The sequence below is a fragment of the Lysinibacillus sp. UBA5990 genome (assembly GCF_002429815.1).
Lineage (GTDB): Bacteria > Bacillota > Bacilli > Bacillales_A > Planococcaceae > Lysinibacillus > Lysinibacillus fusiformis.
Map to the genome: position 1 here is coordinate 165,230 of NZ_DJAY01000007.1, position 19,602 is coordinate 184,831.

General features: G+C 30.8%; 15 protein-coding genes. All 15 read left to right on the top strand.

All coding sequences use genetic code 11. From position 1 onward, the window contains the following. The first annotated feature begins 400 nt into the window (after positions 1-400). The 15 genes from B3D94_RS05045 (at position 401) to B3D94_RS05115 (ending at position 19,596) form a co-directional block, all read left to right on the top strand. Entirely contained in the window at positions 401-3,643 is a 3,243-nt protein-coding gene (locus tag B3D94_RS05045; protein ID WP_069480019.1) for an S-layer homology domain-containing protein, read from the top strand. Positions 3,644-4,146: 503 nt separating this feature from the next. Next, positions 4,147-4,668, top strand: a complete 522-nt coding sequence (locus B3D94_RS05050) for a tetratricopeptide repeat protein (RefSeq protein WP_069480020.1) — start codon at positions 4,147-4,149, stop codon at positions 4,666-4,668. Further along, on the top strand, positions 4,661-6,208 hold the full coding sequence (locus tag B3D94_RS05055) for an O-antigen ligase family protein (RefSeq protein WP_291755354.1): 1,548 nt from the start codon (positions 4,661-4,663) through the stop codon (positions 6,206-6,208). The genes B3D94_RS05050 and B3D94_RS05055 overlap by 8 nt, the downstream gene beginning before the upstream one ends. Positions 6,209-6,213: 5 nt before the next feature. Further along, complete coding sequence (locus B3D94_RS05060; RefSeq protein WP_291755357.1) at positions 6,214-6,981, top strand: ABC transporter permease; 768 nt, start codon at positions 6,214-6,216, stop codon at positions 6,979-6,981. 12 nt (positions 6,982-6,993) lie between these two features. After that, positions 6,994-8,250, top strand: a complete 1,257-nt coding sequence (locus B3D94_RS05065; protein ID WP_069480023.1) for an ABC transporter ATP-binding protein — start codon at positions 6,994-6,996, stop codon at positions 8,248-8,250. A gap of 29 nt (positions 8,251-8,279) precedes the next feature. After that, positions 8,280-9,293: a class I SAM-dependent methyltransferase gene (locus B3D94_RS05070; protein WP_069480024.1), complete on the top strand. Its 1,014-nt coding sequence runs from the start codon at positions 8,280-8,282 to the stop codon at positions 9,291-9,293. Between the two features lie 18 nt (positions 9,294-9,311). After that, positions 9,312-11,927 (top strand): glycosyltransferase, encoded by a 2,616-nt coding sequence (locus B3D94_RS05075; RefSeq protein WP_069480025.1) that lies wholly within the window; start codon positions 9,312-9,314, stop codon positions 11,925-11,927. Between the two features lie 31 nt (positions 11,928-11,958). Then, complete coding sequence (locus B3D94_RS05080) at positions 11,959-13,179, top strand: glycosyltransferase (protein WP_291755362.1); 1,221 nt, start codon at positions 11,959-11,961, stop codon at positions 13,177-13,179. 8 nt (positions 13,180-13,187) lie between these two features. After that, positions 13,188-14,303 (top strand): glycosyltransferase, encoded by a 1,116-nt coding sequence (locus tag B3D94_RS05085; protein ID WP_069480027.1) that lies wholly within the window; start codon positions 13,188-13,190, stop codon positions 14,301-14,303. A 26-nt stretch (positions 14,304-14,329) separates the two neighbouring features. Further along, entirely contained in the window at positions 14,330-16,075 is a 1,746-nt protein-coding gene (locus B3D94_RS05090; protein WP_069480028.1) for a tetratricopeptide repeat protein, read from the top strand. A gap of 159 nt (positions 16,076-16,234) precedes the next feature. Beyond that, a complete protein-coding gene (locus B3D94_RS05095; protein WP_025114732.1) occupies positions 16,235-16,651 on the top strand; it encodes a sugar 3,4-ketoisomerase in 417 nt (138 codons plus the stop codon). Between the two features lies 1 nt (position 16,652). Beyond that, on the top strand, positions 16,653-17,219 hold the full coding sequence (locus B3D94_RS05100) for an acyltransferase (protein ID WP_069480029.1): 567 nt from the start codon (positions 16,653-16,655) through the stop codon (positions 17,217-17,219). A gap of 14 nt (positions 17,220-17,233) precedes the next feature. Further along, positions 17,234-18,322 carry a DegT/DnrJ/EryC1/StrS family aminotransferase gene (locus tag B3D94_RS05105; protein WP_069480030.1) on the top strand — a complete coding sequence of 363 codons (1,089 nt, stop codon included), beginning with the start codon at positions 17,234-17,236 and terminating at the stop codon, positions 18,320-18,322. Then, positions 18,315-19,244 (top strand): glycosyltransferase family 2 protein, encoded by a 930-nt coding sequence (locus B3D94_RS05110; protein WP_069480031.1) that lies wholly within the window; start codon positions 18,315-18,317, stop codon positions 19,242-19,244. The genes B3D94_RS05105 and B3D94_RS05110 overlap by 8 nt, the downstream gene beginning before the upstream one ends. Next, positions 19,237-19,596: a GtrA family protein gene (locus B3D94_RS05115; protein ID WP_232540440.1), complete on the top strand. Its 360-nt coding sequence runs from the start codon at positions 19,237-19,239 to the stop codon at positions 19,594-19,596. The genes B3D94_RS05110 and B3D94_RS05115 overlap by 8 nt, the downstream gene beginning before the upstream one ends. Positions 19,597-19,602 lie beyond the last annotated feature (6 nt).

Genomic DNA, 19,602 nt, shown 5'->3' on the forward strand with positions numbered 1-19,602 from the left:
AATTTTTGACAATTTAGTAACCATTCCAGAAAATGCTTGGTTATTATTGAGAGTCAGGTATAATAGGAAATGGAACTATATGTTACCAACCCATTCTAGGGGTAATTTAGTTGGTAGAGTAATGGTATCTATTAAATGCCATGGTAAAAAAATCTTCTACATCTAAATTTATGTCCCAATGCTTGAATTTAGGGAGAGATAGTGTTATATTATTGTAGAAAGTGAATAAACTTACTAGAATGGTATTCTACTACGCTTTTTCTAGTAAATTTACTAACAAATTTGCTTTAGTTTTGTATTATTCAAGAAAGCTATAATACATACATTTAGGTAACTAGGCGGTACTATAGTTTTCATTGGATTAATATCAATTTAAGGAATTTTAGGGAGGAATACATTAATGGCAAAGCAAAACAAAGGCCGTAAGTTTTTCGCGGCATCAGCAACAGCTGCATTAGTTGCATCTGCAATCGTACCTGTAGCATCTGCTGCGCAAGTAAACGACTACAACAAAATCTCTGGATACGCTAAAGAAGCAGTACAATCTTTAGTTGATAAAGGCGTAATCCAAGGTGACACTAACGGGAACTTCAACCCACTAAACACTGTGACTCGTGCACAAGCTGCAGAAATCTTCACAAAAGCTTTAGAATTAGAAGCTGACGGAGATGTAAACTTCTCAGACGTTAAAAAAGGTGCTTGGTACTACAACTCAATCGCAGCAGTAGTAGCTAACGGTATCTTCGAAGGTGTTAGTGCAAAAGAATTCGCACCAAACAAATCTTTAACTCGTTCTGAAGCAGCTAAAGTTCTTGTAGATGCTTTCGGTTTAGAAGGTGAAGCAGATCTTAGCCAATTTGCTGACGCTTCTCAAGTAAAAGGTTGGGCTAAAGAATCTTTAGAAATCGCTGTAGCTAACGGTATCTTCGAAGGTTCTGATACTAAGAAACTTAACCCTAACGGAGCAATCACTCGTCAAGATTTCGCAGTAGTATTCAATCGTACTCTTAATCTAGGTGATACTGAAACACCAGTTGATGCAGCTATTAAAGCAATCAACAATACAACTGTTGAAGTAACATTCGACGCTGAAGTTGATAACGTTCAAGCTCTAGACTTCAAAATTGATGGTTTAGAAATTAAAAATGCTTCTGTAAAACAAACAAACAAAAAAGTTGTTGTTTTATCTACTGCAGCACAAGAAGCTGGTAAAGATTACACTGTAACTTTAGATGGCGAAAAAATCGGTTCATTTAAAGGTGTAGCAGCTGTAATTCCAACTAAAGTTGAATTAGTATCTTCTGCTGTTCAAGGTAAACTTGGTCAAGAAGTTAAAGTTCAAGCTAAAGTAACTGTAGCTGATGGTCAATCTAAAGCTGGTATCCCTGTTACTTTCAACGTACCAGGTAACAACAATGATGGCGTTGTTCCAACATTAACTGGTGAAGCGTTAACAAACGAAGAGGGTATCGCAACTTACTCTTACACTCGTTATAAAGAAGGTACTGATGAAGTAACTGCTTATGCAACTGGTGACCGTTCTAAATTCTCACTTGGTTATGTATTCTGGGGCGTAGATACAATTCTATCAGTTGAAGAAGTAACTACAGGTGGTACAATTAACAACGGTGCTAACAAAACTTACAAAGTGACTTACAAAAACCCTAAAACTGGTAAAGCTGAATCTGGTAGAACATTCAATGTTGGCTTTATTGAAAACATGAATGTAACATCTGATAAAGTAGCAAATGCTACAGTTAACGGTGTTGCAGTAAAACAATTAAACAATTCTACTGCTCCATTAGCAGCTCAAGTTACAACTGATTCTAAAGGTGAAGCTACATTCACAGTTTCTGGTACAAATGCAGAAGTTACTCCTGTAATTTTCGCAGTAAATACTACTACTAATGAAAGTGCTAACCTTTACAAAACTTCTGCTTTACAAGCTACTGCTTCTAAAGTTAAATTTGCAGCAGTACAAGCAGACTACACTATCGAAGTAGCTCGTGATGGCGGCGAAGTAGCAGCAATTTATGCTGATAATGGTCGTGAATATAAAATCACTGTAAAAGATAAAGATGGTAAATTAGCGAAAAACGAAGTAGTTAATGTAGCATTCAACGAAGATTTAGACCGTGTAATTTCAACAGTTACAGATGCTAAATTTATCGATGCTGACAACAGTGTTTACTATCCAAACTCTGGTACAGGTAACACAGCTAAACAAATCTCTGTAAAAACAAATGATAAAGGTGAAGCTACATTTGTTATCGGTTCTGACAGAGTAGATGACTATGCAACACCTGTTGCTTGGATTGACATCAACACTTCTAATGCAAAAGAAGCTACTCTTGATGAAGGTGAACCAAAAGCAGTTGCACCAATTTCTTACTTCCAACGTGCTTACCTAGATGGAGCATCAGTTAAATCTTACGATGCTGCTGGTAAGAAACAAACTAAGTTTGAAGATACTCAAGTAGCAACATTTAAAGCAGAATTAGTAAACCAAAGTAATAGCGTAATCTCTGCTACTACTAAATCTGTATCTTATACAGTATTTAACACAGGTTCAAATGATATTGATGTAGCAGGAAGAACTGTTTCACCAAATCGTAGTATTACATTATCATACCCACGTGAGTTAGCTTCAGCAGATTTACAAGTAAAACTTGTTGATCCAAGTAAATCATCATCTGTACGTGTAATTGCTACTGGTGTTGCAATTAACCCTACTGATGGTAAAGATTTCGCATTTACTGCTAAAGAAGTAACTGCAACATTCACAGCTACAGCTGATGTAACTAACAATTATATTGGTCGAGTTGCGTCAGTAAATACTGCAGACAAAACTTTAACATTTGCTGGTAAAAAAGCAATTTCTTATAAAGATGCTAAATATGTAGCTGAAAATAACGCTTCACTTGAAGATGCAGATGCATTTGTTGCAGAATTGAAAAAATATACTACTAATGCAGCTGAAGTACAATACAGCAAAGATGCAGATGGTAAAGTAACATTTAAAATTGTTCGTACAGCAACTTCTGGTGGTCCAACAATTTTCGATGAATTCTCTTCTGTTTTAACTAAAGCTGTTGAAACTGTAGTTGGCAAAGTTGGTAAATATGCAACTGCAACTATTGACACTGCTGTTATTGATGCTGCAGATGGCAATACATTAGAAGTAGGCGGTGTTAAATTTACTCGTTATACTACGGGAACAGTGACACCTGAATCAAACTTCTATAGTTCTTTAAATGACTTAGCGTTCAAAATTAACAACCGTGTAACAGGTGTAACTGCTACAGTAAGTGGTTCTGTATTAGAATTAAAAGCTGTGAAAAATGGTACATTTGATTATGTTGTTAATGGAACTAAAGCAACTAGTGAAGCTGGTGAATTAGGTCAAGAACAACAAGTTACATTCACATTCTCTGAAGCATTAAACATTGCAAACGGAGATAAAGTTACAGTTAATAATACAACTGTTGGTACTGTAGCTGCTGTAAAAGATAGCAAGAAAACTGTCGTTGTGAACTTTGCAAGCCCAGGAATTACTGGTGCTGTTACTAAATTCACAGTTGATGATGCTGCTAAAAAGAATACAGTAACTATTGACCCTAAAGGTGTAACTGTTACTAAATAATCTATAATTAATTTTATGAAAAGACTTTGTGGAGCAATCTACAAAGTCTTTTCTGTTGTATGAGATCATGGCATTTTATTACTAAGCCTAATTTGAAAGCGAATACAGTTTTTTCATGCCTCCGGATACGATAGAGTATCAAACTAAAAGAAGAATTTTTTCAATAAGTAAAGTATCCCATTACATCCTCTTTTGCTGGTCACTTATCGGTGATTATCTTTTGTGATCCCCCTTCAAGAGTTTAATAAGGCAATACTTATAAACTAAATTTGAATTTCACTTAAAACCTTCATCCTATCATTTTTATATTATTTCAAGAGGGTTGTATTCTCGAGAGATTTTATATTCTGCATAAATAGGTAATCTACAATTTCTTTTATTTTAATTGAATAAAGTAATATCGTTCCAATTTTAATTGGCACTATATCCTATATATGACTGTAATTTTATAGTATAATGATTCTATGTGTAAAAATACATAATTCGAGGAAGGTAGACTTATAATGACATTCACGGAATCCATAAGAAAATATATTTTGTCAGGGATTGTCACATTGGTTGTAGTAGGATTAATAGTGGCGACTGTTTTAGCAAGCAAACAAGATGAAGAATTTTTGATGTCTGAGACTTTATATAATCAAGCTATACAATTACAAACAGATGGTGATTTAGAAGGTTCAATAGCAATGCTTTCAGAAGTATTAAAAAAACAGCCGAATTCAGAAGTTGGTAATTATGTAGCTGGTCTAATAAATGCCCGAAATGGTGATATGAAGCAAGCATCAATATATATGCAAAAAGTTTTAGATATTAATCCATATAAGGTAGAAGACCCGAAGTTTATGCTCCAAATGGGAGAAATATTTTTAGGTGCAGAAAAGTTTGAAGAAGCAAGAATCGTGTTATTACGTTGTCAGGAAGCGCAGTGGACATTGGAAGATATTCCTGACTATCAAGAATATGTAACATCATTATTAGCACAGGTTGAAAATTCACAATCAAAGGAAGGTACGGATAATGAGTAAGTTTTACGAAAAAGTTGCCTATCATGATGTTGAGGAGGATATTCAATCACAAAAATCTATGGATAAGTGGATTTTTGGGTTACTTCTTATTGTAATTGGATTTGTCCCACTAATTGTTTTGGGGAGTGTAATAGAGGTCCAGTCACCATTGATTACAAATATTAGTACATTAATGGGAGGGGAGAAAGGTGATCTTTTCACACACTACAAAGCACTAGTTGTTGTCATTATTACGGTGTTAGCAACATTACTATTTATGGCGAAAATTTTATTTATGAATGGCAGAATTCGAAAAACAAAACTAAATTATGCTATAGGAGCATTTGCTGTAATAATTGTGTTATCAACAATCTTTTCACCAAACATCACTATTGCATTACACGGTCAATATAACCGTTCAGATGGGGCTATTAGTTGGCTTTGCTATTTAGCATTATTTTTTATTGCGATGAATATCGAATATCCGAAAAAGGTAGTTAAATATGTAACTTATGCCTTTACACCATTAACAATCATTAATTTTATCATTATTAGTTTTAATTTTACTGGTAATGATCTTTTACAACATGGATGGATGAATAAGTTAGTAACTTTATTTCTTCCAGGTGATGTGAATCTTTCTGAAGGTTCTCATCTAGTAGGAACATTAAACCATGGTAACTATATGAGTGGGATGTTTGCAATTATAGCAACTATGTTTTTAGTGAATAGCATAGTAAGTAAAAATATGCTCGATAAAATTTCTAGCTTTGTTTTATCAATTTTGTCAATATTGATTGTATTAATGTCTCTATCAACAAGCGGTTTCTTAACTATGGTTGTCATGTTACCTATCATTTTATGGATAGCATTTAAGCATGACAAAAAAATGTTTGCTTTAGGGCAAGTAATTGTATTTTGTATAGCTTCTGTAGCAGGAGTTCATTTGCTTGCCAAGGAAAACGCTAAAGTATGGGATGAGTCATTTGGTTTCTTTATTTCAAGTAATCCATATCAAGAAGAATCAATATCTTTTAATAGTGACATATTTAATTGGGATAATCGTGTATATGCAGCCGATGCTCAATTTGAACTGCCAGCTCCTGCTGAGAGTGGAGTGGGTGCAGGTTCCGGACGTGTTTATATATGGTCTTATATAATCGATTTAGTAAAGGACCGACCAATGTTAGGTTATGGTTTAGACACATTAATTTATAATTTCCCTCACAATAATAAAGATGCAAGAGCGAATCTTGAAACTCAAGAAGTAATTGTAGATAAACCTCATAATATGTATCTGGGTATATTATATGGTACAGGAATTATTGGTTTTGTCGCATTTTTAGCATTGATTTTAATTGTAGTAGGAAGAAGCCTAAAGGCAGTTTTAAACGGAAAGACTAGCACTATTGTATTAGCCGTAGCCACGTTAGCATTTTTGTGTCAAGCCGTGTTTAATGATACATTGCCAGGAACAGCTGCACCGTTATTTATAATTTTAGGTATCATGCAAAAAAAAGGAAGCGAGGATTTAACTTCTGAGCATATCGATGAGGTATAAAAATTATGAGTAATATAAGACTATTAATAGATTTAACTTTAAAAGACTTTAAAAAGAAATATGTAGGTTCATATTTGGGTATACTATGGGCTTTTGTTACACCAATTATTACAATTGGTGTTTTCTGGTTTGTGTTTGAGGTAGGGTTTAAATCTGCTCCAGTAGATAATTTTCCTTTTATCTTATGGTTAACCTGTGGAATGATACCGTGGTTTTTTATAACTGATGTATTAAATAATGGAACAAATTCCGTTATTGAGAATGATTATTTGGTGAAAAAAGTAGTTTTTAAAGTTGAGTTATTACCTCTTGTTAAAGTAATTTCTGGATTAGTTATACATTTCGCTTTCATTATCTTTGTTATTGGGATTTTTCTCTCTTATGGGTATTCTTTGGATCTGTATAGTTTGCAAATAATTTACTACTGTTTGGCAGTATGTGTTCTAGTAACGGGGATTATTTTTATTTCATCTGCTTTAATAATATTTTTGAAAGATATAGGTCAAATAATAAGTGTAATTTTACAGTTTGGTTTCTGGCTAACACCTATCTTTTGGTCCTTAGAACAAATTCCAGAGAAGTACAATTTTTATTTAAAATTAAATCCTTTTTATTATATTATTAATGGCTATAGAGAGGCACTTATATATAAAACATGGTTTTGGGAACATCCTTATTTAACTATTTATTTTTGGACTATTACAATTATCATGTTGATAATAGGTAGAACTATTTTTAAAAGATTACGTCCGCATTTTGCTGATTCACTATAAGGAGCAAATAGAATGGAAAATGAAATTGTTATTAGTATAAAAAATCTTACAAAAGATTATAAATTATATGAAAATAAAATGGACCGTTTGAAAGAAGCTATCTTTATAAATAAAAAAAAATATTATAAAGAGTTCTCCGCTTTAAAAAACGTATCATTAGAAATAAAACGTGGGGAGACAATTGGGCTGATTGGTAAAAATGGTTCTGGAAAATCTACGCTTTTGAAAATACTTACAGGAATAATAACTCCAACAAGTGGAGAGTTAGAGGTTAAAGGTAAAATATCTGCGTTATTAGAGCTTGGGGCGGGGTTTAATCCAGAATACACAGGCCTTGAGAATATTTATTTAAATGCTACAATTCTTGGATTCTCAAAGAAGCAAATAGATGATAAGCTTCAGGAAATATTGGATTTTGCTGATATTGGTGATTTCATATATCATCCAGTAAAACTATATTCGAGTGGTATGTTTGTTAGATTAGCTTATGCAGTACAAGCATGCATAGATCCAGAGATTCTAATAGTTGACGAAGCATTAGCTGTAGGGGATGCGGCATTTTCACTAAAATGCATGAATCATATGAAAAAATTAGTAGCGAAAGGTGTTACCGTGATTCTAGTAACACATGATGTTCAGGCTATTCGTAGTTTTTGTAGTAGAGTTATTTGGCTTCAATATGGAGAGATTATTAAAGAAGGAAGCCCAAGTGAAATAACATCAGAATATGTAAAAAGTTTATTTTTAGAAGAAAAAGCTGAAAACTTGGCAAATGTTAAAAAGGTAAAGCTCAAAGAAAAAGAGCCTAAAAAAGAACTAATCAGATGGGGAAATCATAAGGTTTTAATTAGGGATTTCAATATTTTTAATCAGTTAGACGAGGATACGGATATTCTATATTGGGGCGAAAGAATCTCAATCAAGCTTATAGCAGAAGTAATAGATACTGATATAGATTTTGAAAATTTAGGGTTTGCCTTTAGCTTTAGAAATAAACATGGGCTTGATTTAATTGTATCAACGACTTTTGATGAAGGAGTTAGTTTTGCAAACCATTCGAATAATAAGTTTGTTGAAGTGCAATTTGAACTTGAAAATATTTTGACACCTGGTGACTACTCACTTGTGTTATCAGCAGAAGATCGAAGCAACAATAATCCGAGTTATTACGATTTTATCGAAAATGCTGTTGTTTTTAAAGTCCTAGGGAATAAAAGGTTCTTTTCATTAGTACAACCTCAGATCAAACAACATGTGAACTTCAAATAGTAATTTATGAAGATGAGGGGGAAAAAATAATGAGTAAATTAGATATTAATAGTAATGAGTATTGGGATGAGAGATTTATTAATGATTGGGAAGAGATGGATGGTCATCAGCAAACAAATTTCTTCGTGGACATATTAATGAATAATTTACCAGAATGGATGAAAAATACGCTACAGGGAAATGTAACAGTGTGTGATGCAGGGTGTGCGGAAGGTCAAGGTGCCTATAAATTTAAACAGAAATATCAAACTATTAATATTGATGGCATTGATTTTTCAGAGGTTGCAATTGAAAAAGCAAAAGAATTATACCCTGATATCAGATTTTTCAAGGATGATATTTATAATTTGTCTAAATTTTACGATATCATTTTCACTTCCAATGTTTTAGAGCACTTCAATAACCCATTTGAAATAGTTGAAAAATTGTTAGAGAAGACAAAACAGCATTTAATTATTATGGTTCCATTTCAAGAGGTAGAGCGCCTAAGTGAACATTTTTATACTTTCAACTATGATAGTTTTCCAATTGGAATAAATGAGTTTGTGGTTTCTTATTTTAAAGAGATTGATTGTCGTTTAATTCAAAACAGTTTATGGGATGGGAAGCAAGCTGTTGTTATTTATACTAAGCAAACCTTATTAACTGAAAAAAACAATATAAGTTCTATAGTTACTTTGAGTTCTGATTTAGAGTATATGAAAAGTGTAAACGAGAGACTTCATGAGCAAAAAAGAGAAATTTTGCGATTAAGTGATTGGGGAAGCGAGCTTTCAAGGGAAGTTAAAGAGAAAGATAGTTTGATTGAGGAATTGAATGTGAAAGTTGAGAAGATATCAGCATTTGTTCAAAAACAACAAATAGATCTAGAAGACAAAGACCAATTAATTCTCGACCAAAATCAAAAAATTAATGAGGTTTCCTTGTGGGGGAAATCTTTATATGAACAAATACTCGAGAAAAACCAAATAATTGAAGAATTGAATAAAAAAATTGAAGAAGTTTCAACTTATATAAGAGAGAATATCAATGGCACTGATTAGAAAAGCGGTGAAAAAGTAATGACTAATAATGATAAAATAGATATCCAAGAATACTTAGAATTACACAAGAGGTTGAACGAGCATTATTATCAAAACTCTTTAGACTATAATAATAGACTTGAAGTAGTACAGTCTACTAAAGCCTGGAAATTAATGTGTTTAGCAAGAAGAATTAATGAGCAATTTTTAAAAGGAAATACTAGTGAAAAAAAACAATTTTTGCAGTGGTTGAAACTAAAAATAAAAAAGAGACCAGTGCCAAAAAATTTAGAATTAGCAAGATTTAGTCCCATACAATTACAAAAAATAGAACATTACAAAATTCCGGATTATACTTTGGAACTTTCATCATCCAGTGAACTCTCTACTATAGATAATAGTGAATTATTTGCAGCATATCCTAAACAAATTGATTTATTTAGGTTTCCTGTAATTGAATGGGATTTTAGGTGGCAACGTCCTCAACAAATATCTGTGCAATTCGAAAAAAATGGACATAGGGTATTTTATTTTTCAATTGAAACTTATGGTTTGAAAAACACCCAGCCTACTATTGAAGAAATAGCTAAGCATACCATTATTAAAGAGTTACAGCCTAATATTTATTGGGTGAAATTATGTTCAAACAACCCTTTAAATGCATATAAGGATAAAATTGAAGGAGAAGATCTTCAAATTATTAATCAATCTATAGAGTATCTAAAGTTAAAATTCAATATTGGTGCAACATATTCAATTCTAGATCTACCATTTTGGGCAAATGTCTCATTAAGTCTAGATAATAATATTACAATTTATGATTGTATGGATGACCATGAGGGATTTTCAACAAACTCAAGTGAAATGCTATCTAATGAAGAAAATTTGATTTATTCATCAGATATAGTATTAGCTTCATCTCAAAGGTTATATGAAAAAATGATACAAAAAAACCCAAATACTCTTCTTGTCCGAAATGCAGGAGAATATAATCATTTTTCAAAAAAAACAACAGATTTTGCTGGTGAAGTGAGAGATTTAAAGGGACCAATTATTGGCTACTATGGGGCTATCTCAGAATGGTTTGACATTGAGCTAATTAGAAAATTAGCAAAACGAAATCCAAGTTGGACATTTGTTTTAGTAGGAAATACATTTGGTTGTGATGTTTCCCATGTAGAGAAAATGCCAAATGTTATTTTAACAGGTGAGGTTACCTATGAAAGCTTACCTAGTTACTTATATAAGTTCGATGTATGTTTAATTCCATTTTTAATAAATAATTTAACATTAGCTACGAACCCTGTGAAAGTATATGAATATTTGGCGGCAGGTAAACCTGTTGTTTCAACAAAACTACCTGAACTGGAATACATGAAAGAATTGGTATACTTAGCTGATACAGTAGAAGATTTTGAGACTAGTATTCAACAAAGTTTAAGTGAAAATAATAAGCAATTAGTTGAGGAAAGAAAAAAATACGCTGCTAATAATACCTGGGAAACTAGATATCACGAAATAAAACAATATTTAATAAATCAACAGCCTAAGGTAAGTATAGTAATTGTTACATATAATAATTGGTCATATACGAAACAATGTTTAGAAAGTTTGATTCGTAACAATGAATATTCAAACTTTGAGATTATTATTGTGGATAATAATTCGACAGATGAGACTAAATTACAATTAGCTCGAATTGCAAATCCTAATATTAAGGTACTATTTTCACCAGTCAATTTAGGATTTGCAGGAGGAAATAAAGCAGGCTGTAATTTAGCTACGGGCGAATACATTATTTTATTAAATAATGATACAATCGTAACACAAAATTGGATTGAAAAATTAATTAAGCCTTTAGTAGAAAATCATCATATTGGTATGGCTGGCCCAGTTTCAAATTCTGTAGGAAATGATCAAATGTTAGATTTTTGTATAGCAAATCCTATTTCTGGCCCGTCTAATTTATGGCTACAAGATTTTAATCGATTTAATAAGGGGAACTTTAGGTATACAGATTTATTAGGCTTTTACTGTGTAGCTATAAAAAAAGAAGTGTATGAAAAAGCTGGGGACTTAGATATAAATTATGGAATCGGAATGTTTGAAGATGATGATTACTGTGAGAAAGTAAAAAGTTTAGGTTATAAATTAGTAATTGTTGAAGATGTTTTTATTTATCATCATGGTAGTGTTAGTTTCAAAAAATTACAGTCAGAGCATTACAGGAATATTTGGGAAAAAAACAGAAGCTATTTTGAACAAAAATGGAATAAAAACTGGGCTATGCCTAAACCTCCAAATTCCTTATTCTTAAATTTAGTTGATTCAACATCTATTGCTACTAAGGTCAAAGAAATACAAAAAGATCTTATTGTAATTATCGGTGAATGGTCAAGTGACAATTTATTACTTAAACAATTTGTAGAAAATAAAATTGAAGATAATAAGTTAGTGATAGTTGTTACAAAACTATACAATGCTGAAGAGTATCACGGACTTAGAAAGGTGACAGAAAATCTATATATAACTAATACAATTGATCTTATATCAAAAGTTACCTTCCATGAAAAAATTCAATTTAATGATTTTATTGATGCTAGTAAATTGAATGCAATTAAGGAACAGGTTAAAGATATAAAGGATTTAATGTAGGCTAGTAATATTTAAATAGAGGTAAAATCTTATGGAATTAATAGAGAGAATATCGAGAGTATTACAAAATAAACCAGAGATAATACAAAGAAAGATTATCAATAAATTGCCTCGTAGTGTTAAAGGAAAAGTTCTAAGATTTCCAAAAGAATCTGTTTTAAAAAACCAAATACTGAATGTTTTAGAGGGGAACAAGGGGAGAATATTTATTTTCCCTTCTCCATCTTGTCCATGGGGCTATATGTTTCAAAGACCTCAACAAATTGCTAGAGCCTTAGCAAAAGAGGGTCATCTTGTTTTTTATATGACAGATACATCATTTCCATATGAGCCAGATTGGTTTGTTCGGGGCTTATTAGAAGTAGAGCCTAATTTGTATTTATTCAATGATAACAATAATGGAACAACATTAATACAAAGTTGTGCAAACGAGCAAGTCTTTGTTTGGCAATATTGGCCACATCAATTAAAAACAATTAGTAATTGGGAAGGGCTATATTCGAATCTATATAAGATATATGATTGCATAGACTATATAGATACATTTGATGCGTATGATAACATTTTTATAGATTTTGAGAAATCTGTTGTAGATTGTAATTGTCTATTAGCTACAGCAAAGTCAATAAAAAATGATTTATCTATATTCAATAAAGATGTTTTATACTTACCGAATGCTGTTATGATAGAAGATTTTATGAATTATGATTTATTTGATTGGCCAGAATTAGAAAAAATCAAAGCAGCAGATAAAAAAATTATTGGTTATTATGGTGCGATTGCTGAATGGTTTGATTTTGATACAGTTAAATATATAGCCAAATCTAATCCAGATTGGACTATTGTATTAGTGGGAGAGGTTTATCCTACAGTTGAAATGCAGGTAGAGGAATTAAAGCAAATAGGTAAAGTTAAGGTATTGAAAAGAGTTTCATATAATAAAATACCGCATTTATTAAGCCTGTTTGATGTAGCAATTTTACCGTTTTTAATTAATGAGATTACATTGAGTACTTCTCCAGTTAAAGTTTTTGAATATTTGGCAGGAGGAAAGTGTGTAGTTAGTACACCTTTGCCAGAAGTTTTAGAGATTGAAGGCGTCTTTATAGGAGACACAAAAGAAGAATTTGAAAGACAAATTAAAGTTGCCCTAGACATGGGAGAAGAAAAGAATCATATTGAAATGCATCGTAAAGTAGCAGAGCAACACACATGGCAAAAACGTGTAAAAAAAATAAATGAAATTATTTGAGAGGAAATATGAAAAAAAAAATATTAATTTTTGATCGAATAAATTCTTCAAAATTTCCTGGTGGAGATACCGTACAGATTAATGCTATAAAGGATTTTTTAATCAATCATAATTTTAATGTAACAGTGAGTGACAATCCATTAGAAAATTTAAGTGGTTATGATTATATTTTTATCTTTAATTTAACAAATCCATTAGAGGCTTATGCATGTATGAAAGCTTGTCAAAAATATAGCAAGCCATATATCTTATTCCCAGTTTATTGGAACTTGGATTCGTTGAAAATGCCAGTTCAATTTAATATGAGAATGATAGCAAAAAAAATTATGCCCGATTTTTTAAAATCTTATATAAGGGCTATTAAATTTTTAAAAAACAATAATGGAATTATAGACTTTTTTATGATTAAAGAAACAGAGTTATTTAATATAAAACAGTGTATCAGTGATATTATAAAAAATGCATATTATGTTTGCCCTAATTCATATGCAGAATGGAATCATTTAAACGATAATTTTAAATTAGACCAATTAAATAAAAATGTAAAGGTGATTTATAATGGTATTGATTTAAACAAATTAGAGAACATTGAGAAAGATGATTTTATAAAAGAAAAATATAATTTACCTGAAAATTATATTTGCTGTGTGGGTGGTATTGGTCCAAGAAAGAATCAATTAAACTTAGTGAAAGCAGCTAACTTAGAAAATATCAATATTGTTTTAATTGGTAAAACATCTTATGGTTATGAAGATTATTTTAAAACTTTGAAATCTATATCTGGATCAAATATATATTTTTTAGAACACCTCCCACAAGAAGAAGTTTTTAAAATATTGAAAGGTAGTCAAGGCCATATTCAACCTAGTTTTATAGAAACTCCTGGTTTGGCTTCTTTAGAAGCACTTACTTTAGGGTTACCGATAGCAGTATCGGATACAGAACCTACCAAAGAATATTTTTCGTGTTATGCAGAATACTGTAATCCTTTTTTTGCAGAAAGTATACATGAAAGTTTGAAATTGTTATTGCAAAGACCGTTAGAAAATAATATTGAATGGGTATCACAATATTGTTGGGAAAATGTATTAATAGAGCTTTTACCTATATTAAAAAATTCATGATATATATAAAGGAGTTAAATAAATAAATGAAACAAGCTTCATTGAAATATTTATTAAAAGGAAATGTGGGAGATATTACTCTGATATTCATTTGTTACTTTTTGAGCCTTAGATATATTTTCCCGGGGTATTTCAATCCTGTTTTACCTCATCATTCAGATCAAATTGATTATTATAGAGATTTTCAAGGAAATACATTCTGGGATTTTTTTGTTTCATCTAGAGTGGTTGGAGATTTTTTATTAAGTTTAGTGGGTATGGTGAGCTACAAATCTATATTACTTTTCGGTATTGTAATAACTATACTTAATATTCTTTTAATATTTAAGATTTATCGAAATATTATGGGAAATAATATAAGTACATATTTGAAACTTATTTTTTTACTATTAATTTTTTCTCACCCAACATTTTACATAAATTATACATATGATATCTTTAGTACAATAGCACTTTTCTTTTTCTTAGTTGCTATTTTAATTTGGTATAAGTATGAAATTAATTTAAGGAAGTCAATATTCATAAGTTTATTTGTATTATTATCGCTATTGACAAAAGAAACTTATGGATTATCAATCATAGTATTTTTCATTTTCCAAGTTCTCATTAATAAAAATAATAAAAGGAAATATGCTATTTACTTAACAATTTCAAGTATCTTATTACTAATACTTACGTTAATTAGAAGTAAAATTATTGGAAGTGCATTTGTAAGTTTTAGTCCAGATAAAGACTCTCCTTACTTTGTTTCTTACGATATGATTTCCTTATTTAAAACATTTTTATATTATTTAAAAGGTGGGGTTAATTTCTATATTATTTCAATCATTTTTTTAGTGTTTATGTTATCTATAGTCAAGAAAAAATTTATATTAGAAATTATAATGATGTTAGCAATAGGTTTATCAGCTTATATTCCTTATTCGGTATTACCTAACCATGTGGTACCACATTATGTTTGGGTAGCAGTTCCATTAATAAGTTCGGTTATATTAGTTTTATCTTCTATTAATATTGATAAAAGAGTAGTAAATAGTATTTTAACATTGATTTTAATACTGAATTTTACAACTACATTAGGATACAAAAATGATTATACTGATAACATGTGGGCAGTCTTTCCGGAAAATGTTAATAAAAATATATATAAAAGTTTAAATTTTGTAAAAGAGCATATTGAACCAGAAGATAAAGTATTGATTACAGGACTATATAATACTGAAGAAACTTGGTATAAATCTATGTATTTTGTAAAAGATACTTTCGATATTAAGGTGAATTTAACAGTGCTTAATACGGGAATAGAAGATGATACTAAGTATACAAAGTTGAAAAATATTGGGAATGTAAATATTGAAGAATATAATAAAATCTTTGTTTATGATACTGACGGTATTTTGAAAAAATATTATGTCAATTCAAACTCTGAAGAACTAGAGATTATTAAGGAACATAGAGTGCAAATTTTATACCCTGAAATTAATACATTATTAAAGCAACTTGAGGAAAATGATGACTGGTACTTAAACATGGAGTTGGGGAAAAAATACTTAAATATAAAGGATTTTGCAAATGCGGAATCATTTTTACTTAAGGCAGTGGAAAAAGCAAAAGGTGAAAATCCTTACCCAAGTTATTTTATGGGACAGTTAAAAGAAAGTATGGGAGATTATACTATAGCTTTATCTTATTATGAACAGGCTATAAAAATTGATGATAGTAATAATTATTTTTTTGATAGCTTAGAGCGAGTGAAGGCATTATTAAATTAAAATAGTATAGTAAATAGGCTCAAGTTTATTTTTTATTCAAAATATTCGTTGTATAAAATTGAGTATTAAGCAGAGAGATATCAGGTATCAGGTTGCTAGCATAAAAATTCTAAAAAACAGAACTGTATCTTAGATATTAGTAGGTGAGGGGGCATAGTGATGAACTTAAGTAGAATTTTAGAGATAGATATATTAGGAGACGATCGCGGAAACCTATCAGTTATAGAAAACCAAGTTCATGTACCTTTTGAAGTAAAAAGAATATTTTATATTTATAGTACAAAACAAGGAGTATGTAGAGGCTTTCATGCACATTATAAAACTAGACAAGCATTAATTAGCGTTTCAGGTTCATGTAAAGTGTTTTTAGATAATACAATTAGAACAGATGAAGTACTTTTAGATGCACCCAATAAAGTCCTGATTTTGGAACCAAACGATTGGCATGAGATGTATGATTTCTCAGAAGATTGTGTGCTTTTAGTGCTTGCCTCAGAATTATATGATAGTGAGGATTATATTAGAGATTATAATAAATTTTTAGAAGTTTATTCTAAAAAAACACAGGAGGTATAATATGGGGGAATTTTATCAGCACTCCCACGCTTTAATCGAAACCAAAGAGATAGGTGATAATACTCGCGTGTGGGCTTTTGTACACATTTTAGAAGGAGCTAAAATTGGAGCTAATTGTAATATTTGTGATCATTGTTTTATCGAAAATGATGTAGAAATAGGAGACAACGTAACCATAAAATCAGGGATCTATATTTGGAATGGCGTTAAAATCGAAAATAATACATTTTTAGGGCCTAATGTAGTTTTTACTAATGATTTAATGCCACGAAGTAAGCAATATCCTGAGTCATTTATGAAAACTTTAGTTGCAGAAGGAGCAAGTGTAGGTGCTAACAGTGTTATTATAGCTGGAAATACTATCGGCAAGTTTGCAATGGTAGGTGCAGGTTCAGTTGTAACAAAAGATGTTCCTGCGTACTCATTAGTATTTGGTAATCCAGCGAAATTTAAATATCATATTTGTGAATGTACAGAGAAACTACATTTTATTTCTGAAAAAGCTGAATGTAGTTGTGGCAAAATATATAAAAAAGCTCTTACTGGAGAAGTGATACATTTAAAATGAAGGGTGAATAGTAAATGATTCAATTTTTAGATTTAAAAAAAATGAATGAAAAACATTATGATGCCATTAGCCATGCATTAGATAAGGTTTTAAAATCTGGTTGGTATATTCTAGGTGATTCTGTGCGTGAATTTGAAAAGAAATTCGCAGACTTTTGTGGTACAAAATATTCTATTGGCGTAGCGAACGGATTAGATGCACTTTCTTTAATAGTAAAGGCCTACGATATTGGAGAAGGAGATGAAGTCTTAGTACCATCTAATACTTATATTGCTTCTATATTAGCTATTTCCTCTAATGGTGCTACACCTGTTTTAGTAGAGCCTACTTTAAGTACATATAATATTAATCCTGCTAATATTGAAAAGCATATTACCAATAAAACAAAAGCTATTATGGTTGTGCATTTATATGGACAAAGTTGTGACATGGTACCGATTATTGAAATTGCAAAAAAATATAATTTAAAAGTTATAGAAGATTGTGCTCAAGCGCACGGTGCAGTTTATAGAGGTGGAAAAGTAGGTAATCTTGGAGATGCAGCAGGTTTTAGTTTTTATCCAGGGAAAAATTTAGGTGCACTGGGGGACGGCGGTGCGATAACGACCAATGATGAAGCCCTATATACAAAACTGGTAGCTTTTAGAAATTACGGCTCCCATAAAAAATATGAAAACTTATATAAAGGCATTAATAGTAGACTTGATGAAATTCAAGCTGCTGTCCTTTCGGTAAAGTTAGATTTTTTAGTTAGCGAAAATAATGATAGACGAAAAATAGCAAAATATTATCTCGAAAATATTAAGAATAGCAACATAATACTTCCATCAGTTGAAGTTGATACCCAGCATGTATGGCATGTTTTTGTTGTACGTACAAAAGAACGTGATAGACTTCAAAAATATTTGCTCGAAAACTCTATTCAAACAATTATCCATTATCCAATTCCACCTCATAAACAAGAGGCCTATAAAGAATGGAATCATTTAAGCTTTGAAATATCCGAGAAAATTCATAGTGAAATTTTAAGCCTACCAATAAGTCCTGTAATGACCATTGAAGAAGCCAAGAAGGTTGTAGAGGTAATCAATAGCTATGAGTAAAAAGATTTTTTCTATATTAGTTCCAATTTACTTTAATGAATTAAATATCCCATACACAGTACCAAGACTCCAATCACTAAAAGAACTATTCCCAAGTTACGATCTTGAATTTGTTTTTGTTGATGATGGCTCTAAAGATGACTCTTTAAAATTATTACTTGAAGAAAGGAAAAAAGATGCAAGTATTAAAGTAATAAAGTTAAGTAAAAATTATGGATCTATGCAAGCAATTCAGGCAGGATTAAATTACACTTCTGGAGATTGTGTAGGTATTATTTCAGCAGATCTGCAAGATCCTCCAGAGTTATTTGAAGATATGATTAAGTGTTGGGAACGTGGCAAAAAAGTAGTAATGGCAACGCGTACTGATCGTGAAGAAAGCTTTTCTCAAAAACTTTTTTCAAACACTTATTACTATTTGATGGATAGATTTGCTATTAAAGGTTATCCAAAAGGTGGTTTTGATTTTGTTCTTATCGATAAACAAGTTGTTCAAGAATTAGTTTTAATTAGTGAAAAAAATACAAATATTATGAGTTTGATTTTTTCACTTGGTCATGATCAAGACTTCATTCCATATGTTCGACAAGAAAGAAAACATGGTAAATCACGTTGGACTTTTTCAAAAAAAATAAAACTTTTTGTTGACTCATTTGTGAGTTTTTCTTATGCACCAATCCGCTTTATGACAGGGATTGGGTTTGCAGTTGCCTTATTGAGTTTTATCTATGCATTATTTACTATTGTTGCATACTTAGCTGGATATGTAGCCGTACAAGGTTGGACAACTATTATTGCACTAATTACTTTATTACAAGGAATTATTATGATGATGCTCGGGATAATTGGAGAATATTTATGGAGGATCTTAGATGAGACTCGGAAAAAACCAGGCTTCATTGTAGATGAAGTGTATGAATAAGGAATTTATTCGTTTTTTATGTGTTGGTGGTTTTAATACAGTAGCAACTTATTGCGTCTACCTAACGTTACTTTCATATATAGGATATAATTTTGCTTATGTCATTTCTTACATCAGTGGAATTGTTATCTCGTTTCTATTAAATGCAAAATATGTTTTTAATGTTAAACTAACGTTTAAAAAGGCTATTGGATATCCGATAGTGTATATCGTTCAATATATAATAAATGTTATTGTACTTAATTTATTAGTTAAAAATAATATTGTTAATGAGGTTATGGCACCTATCTTAGTTATAGTAATTTCTATACCTTTAACATTTATATTATCAAAATACATTTTGAAAAAATAAGTAATT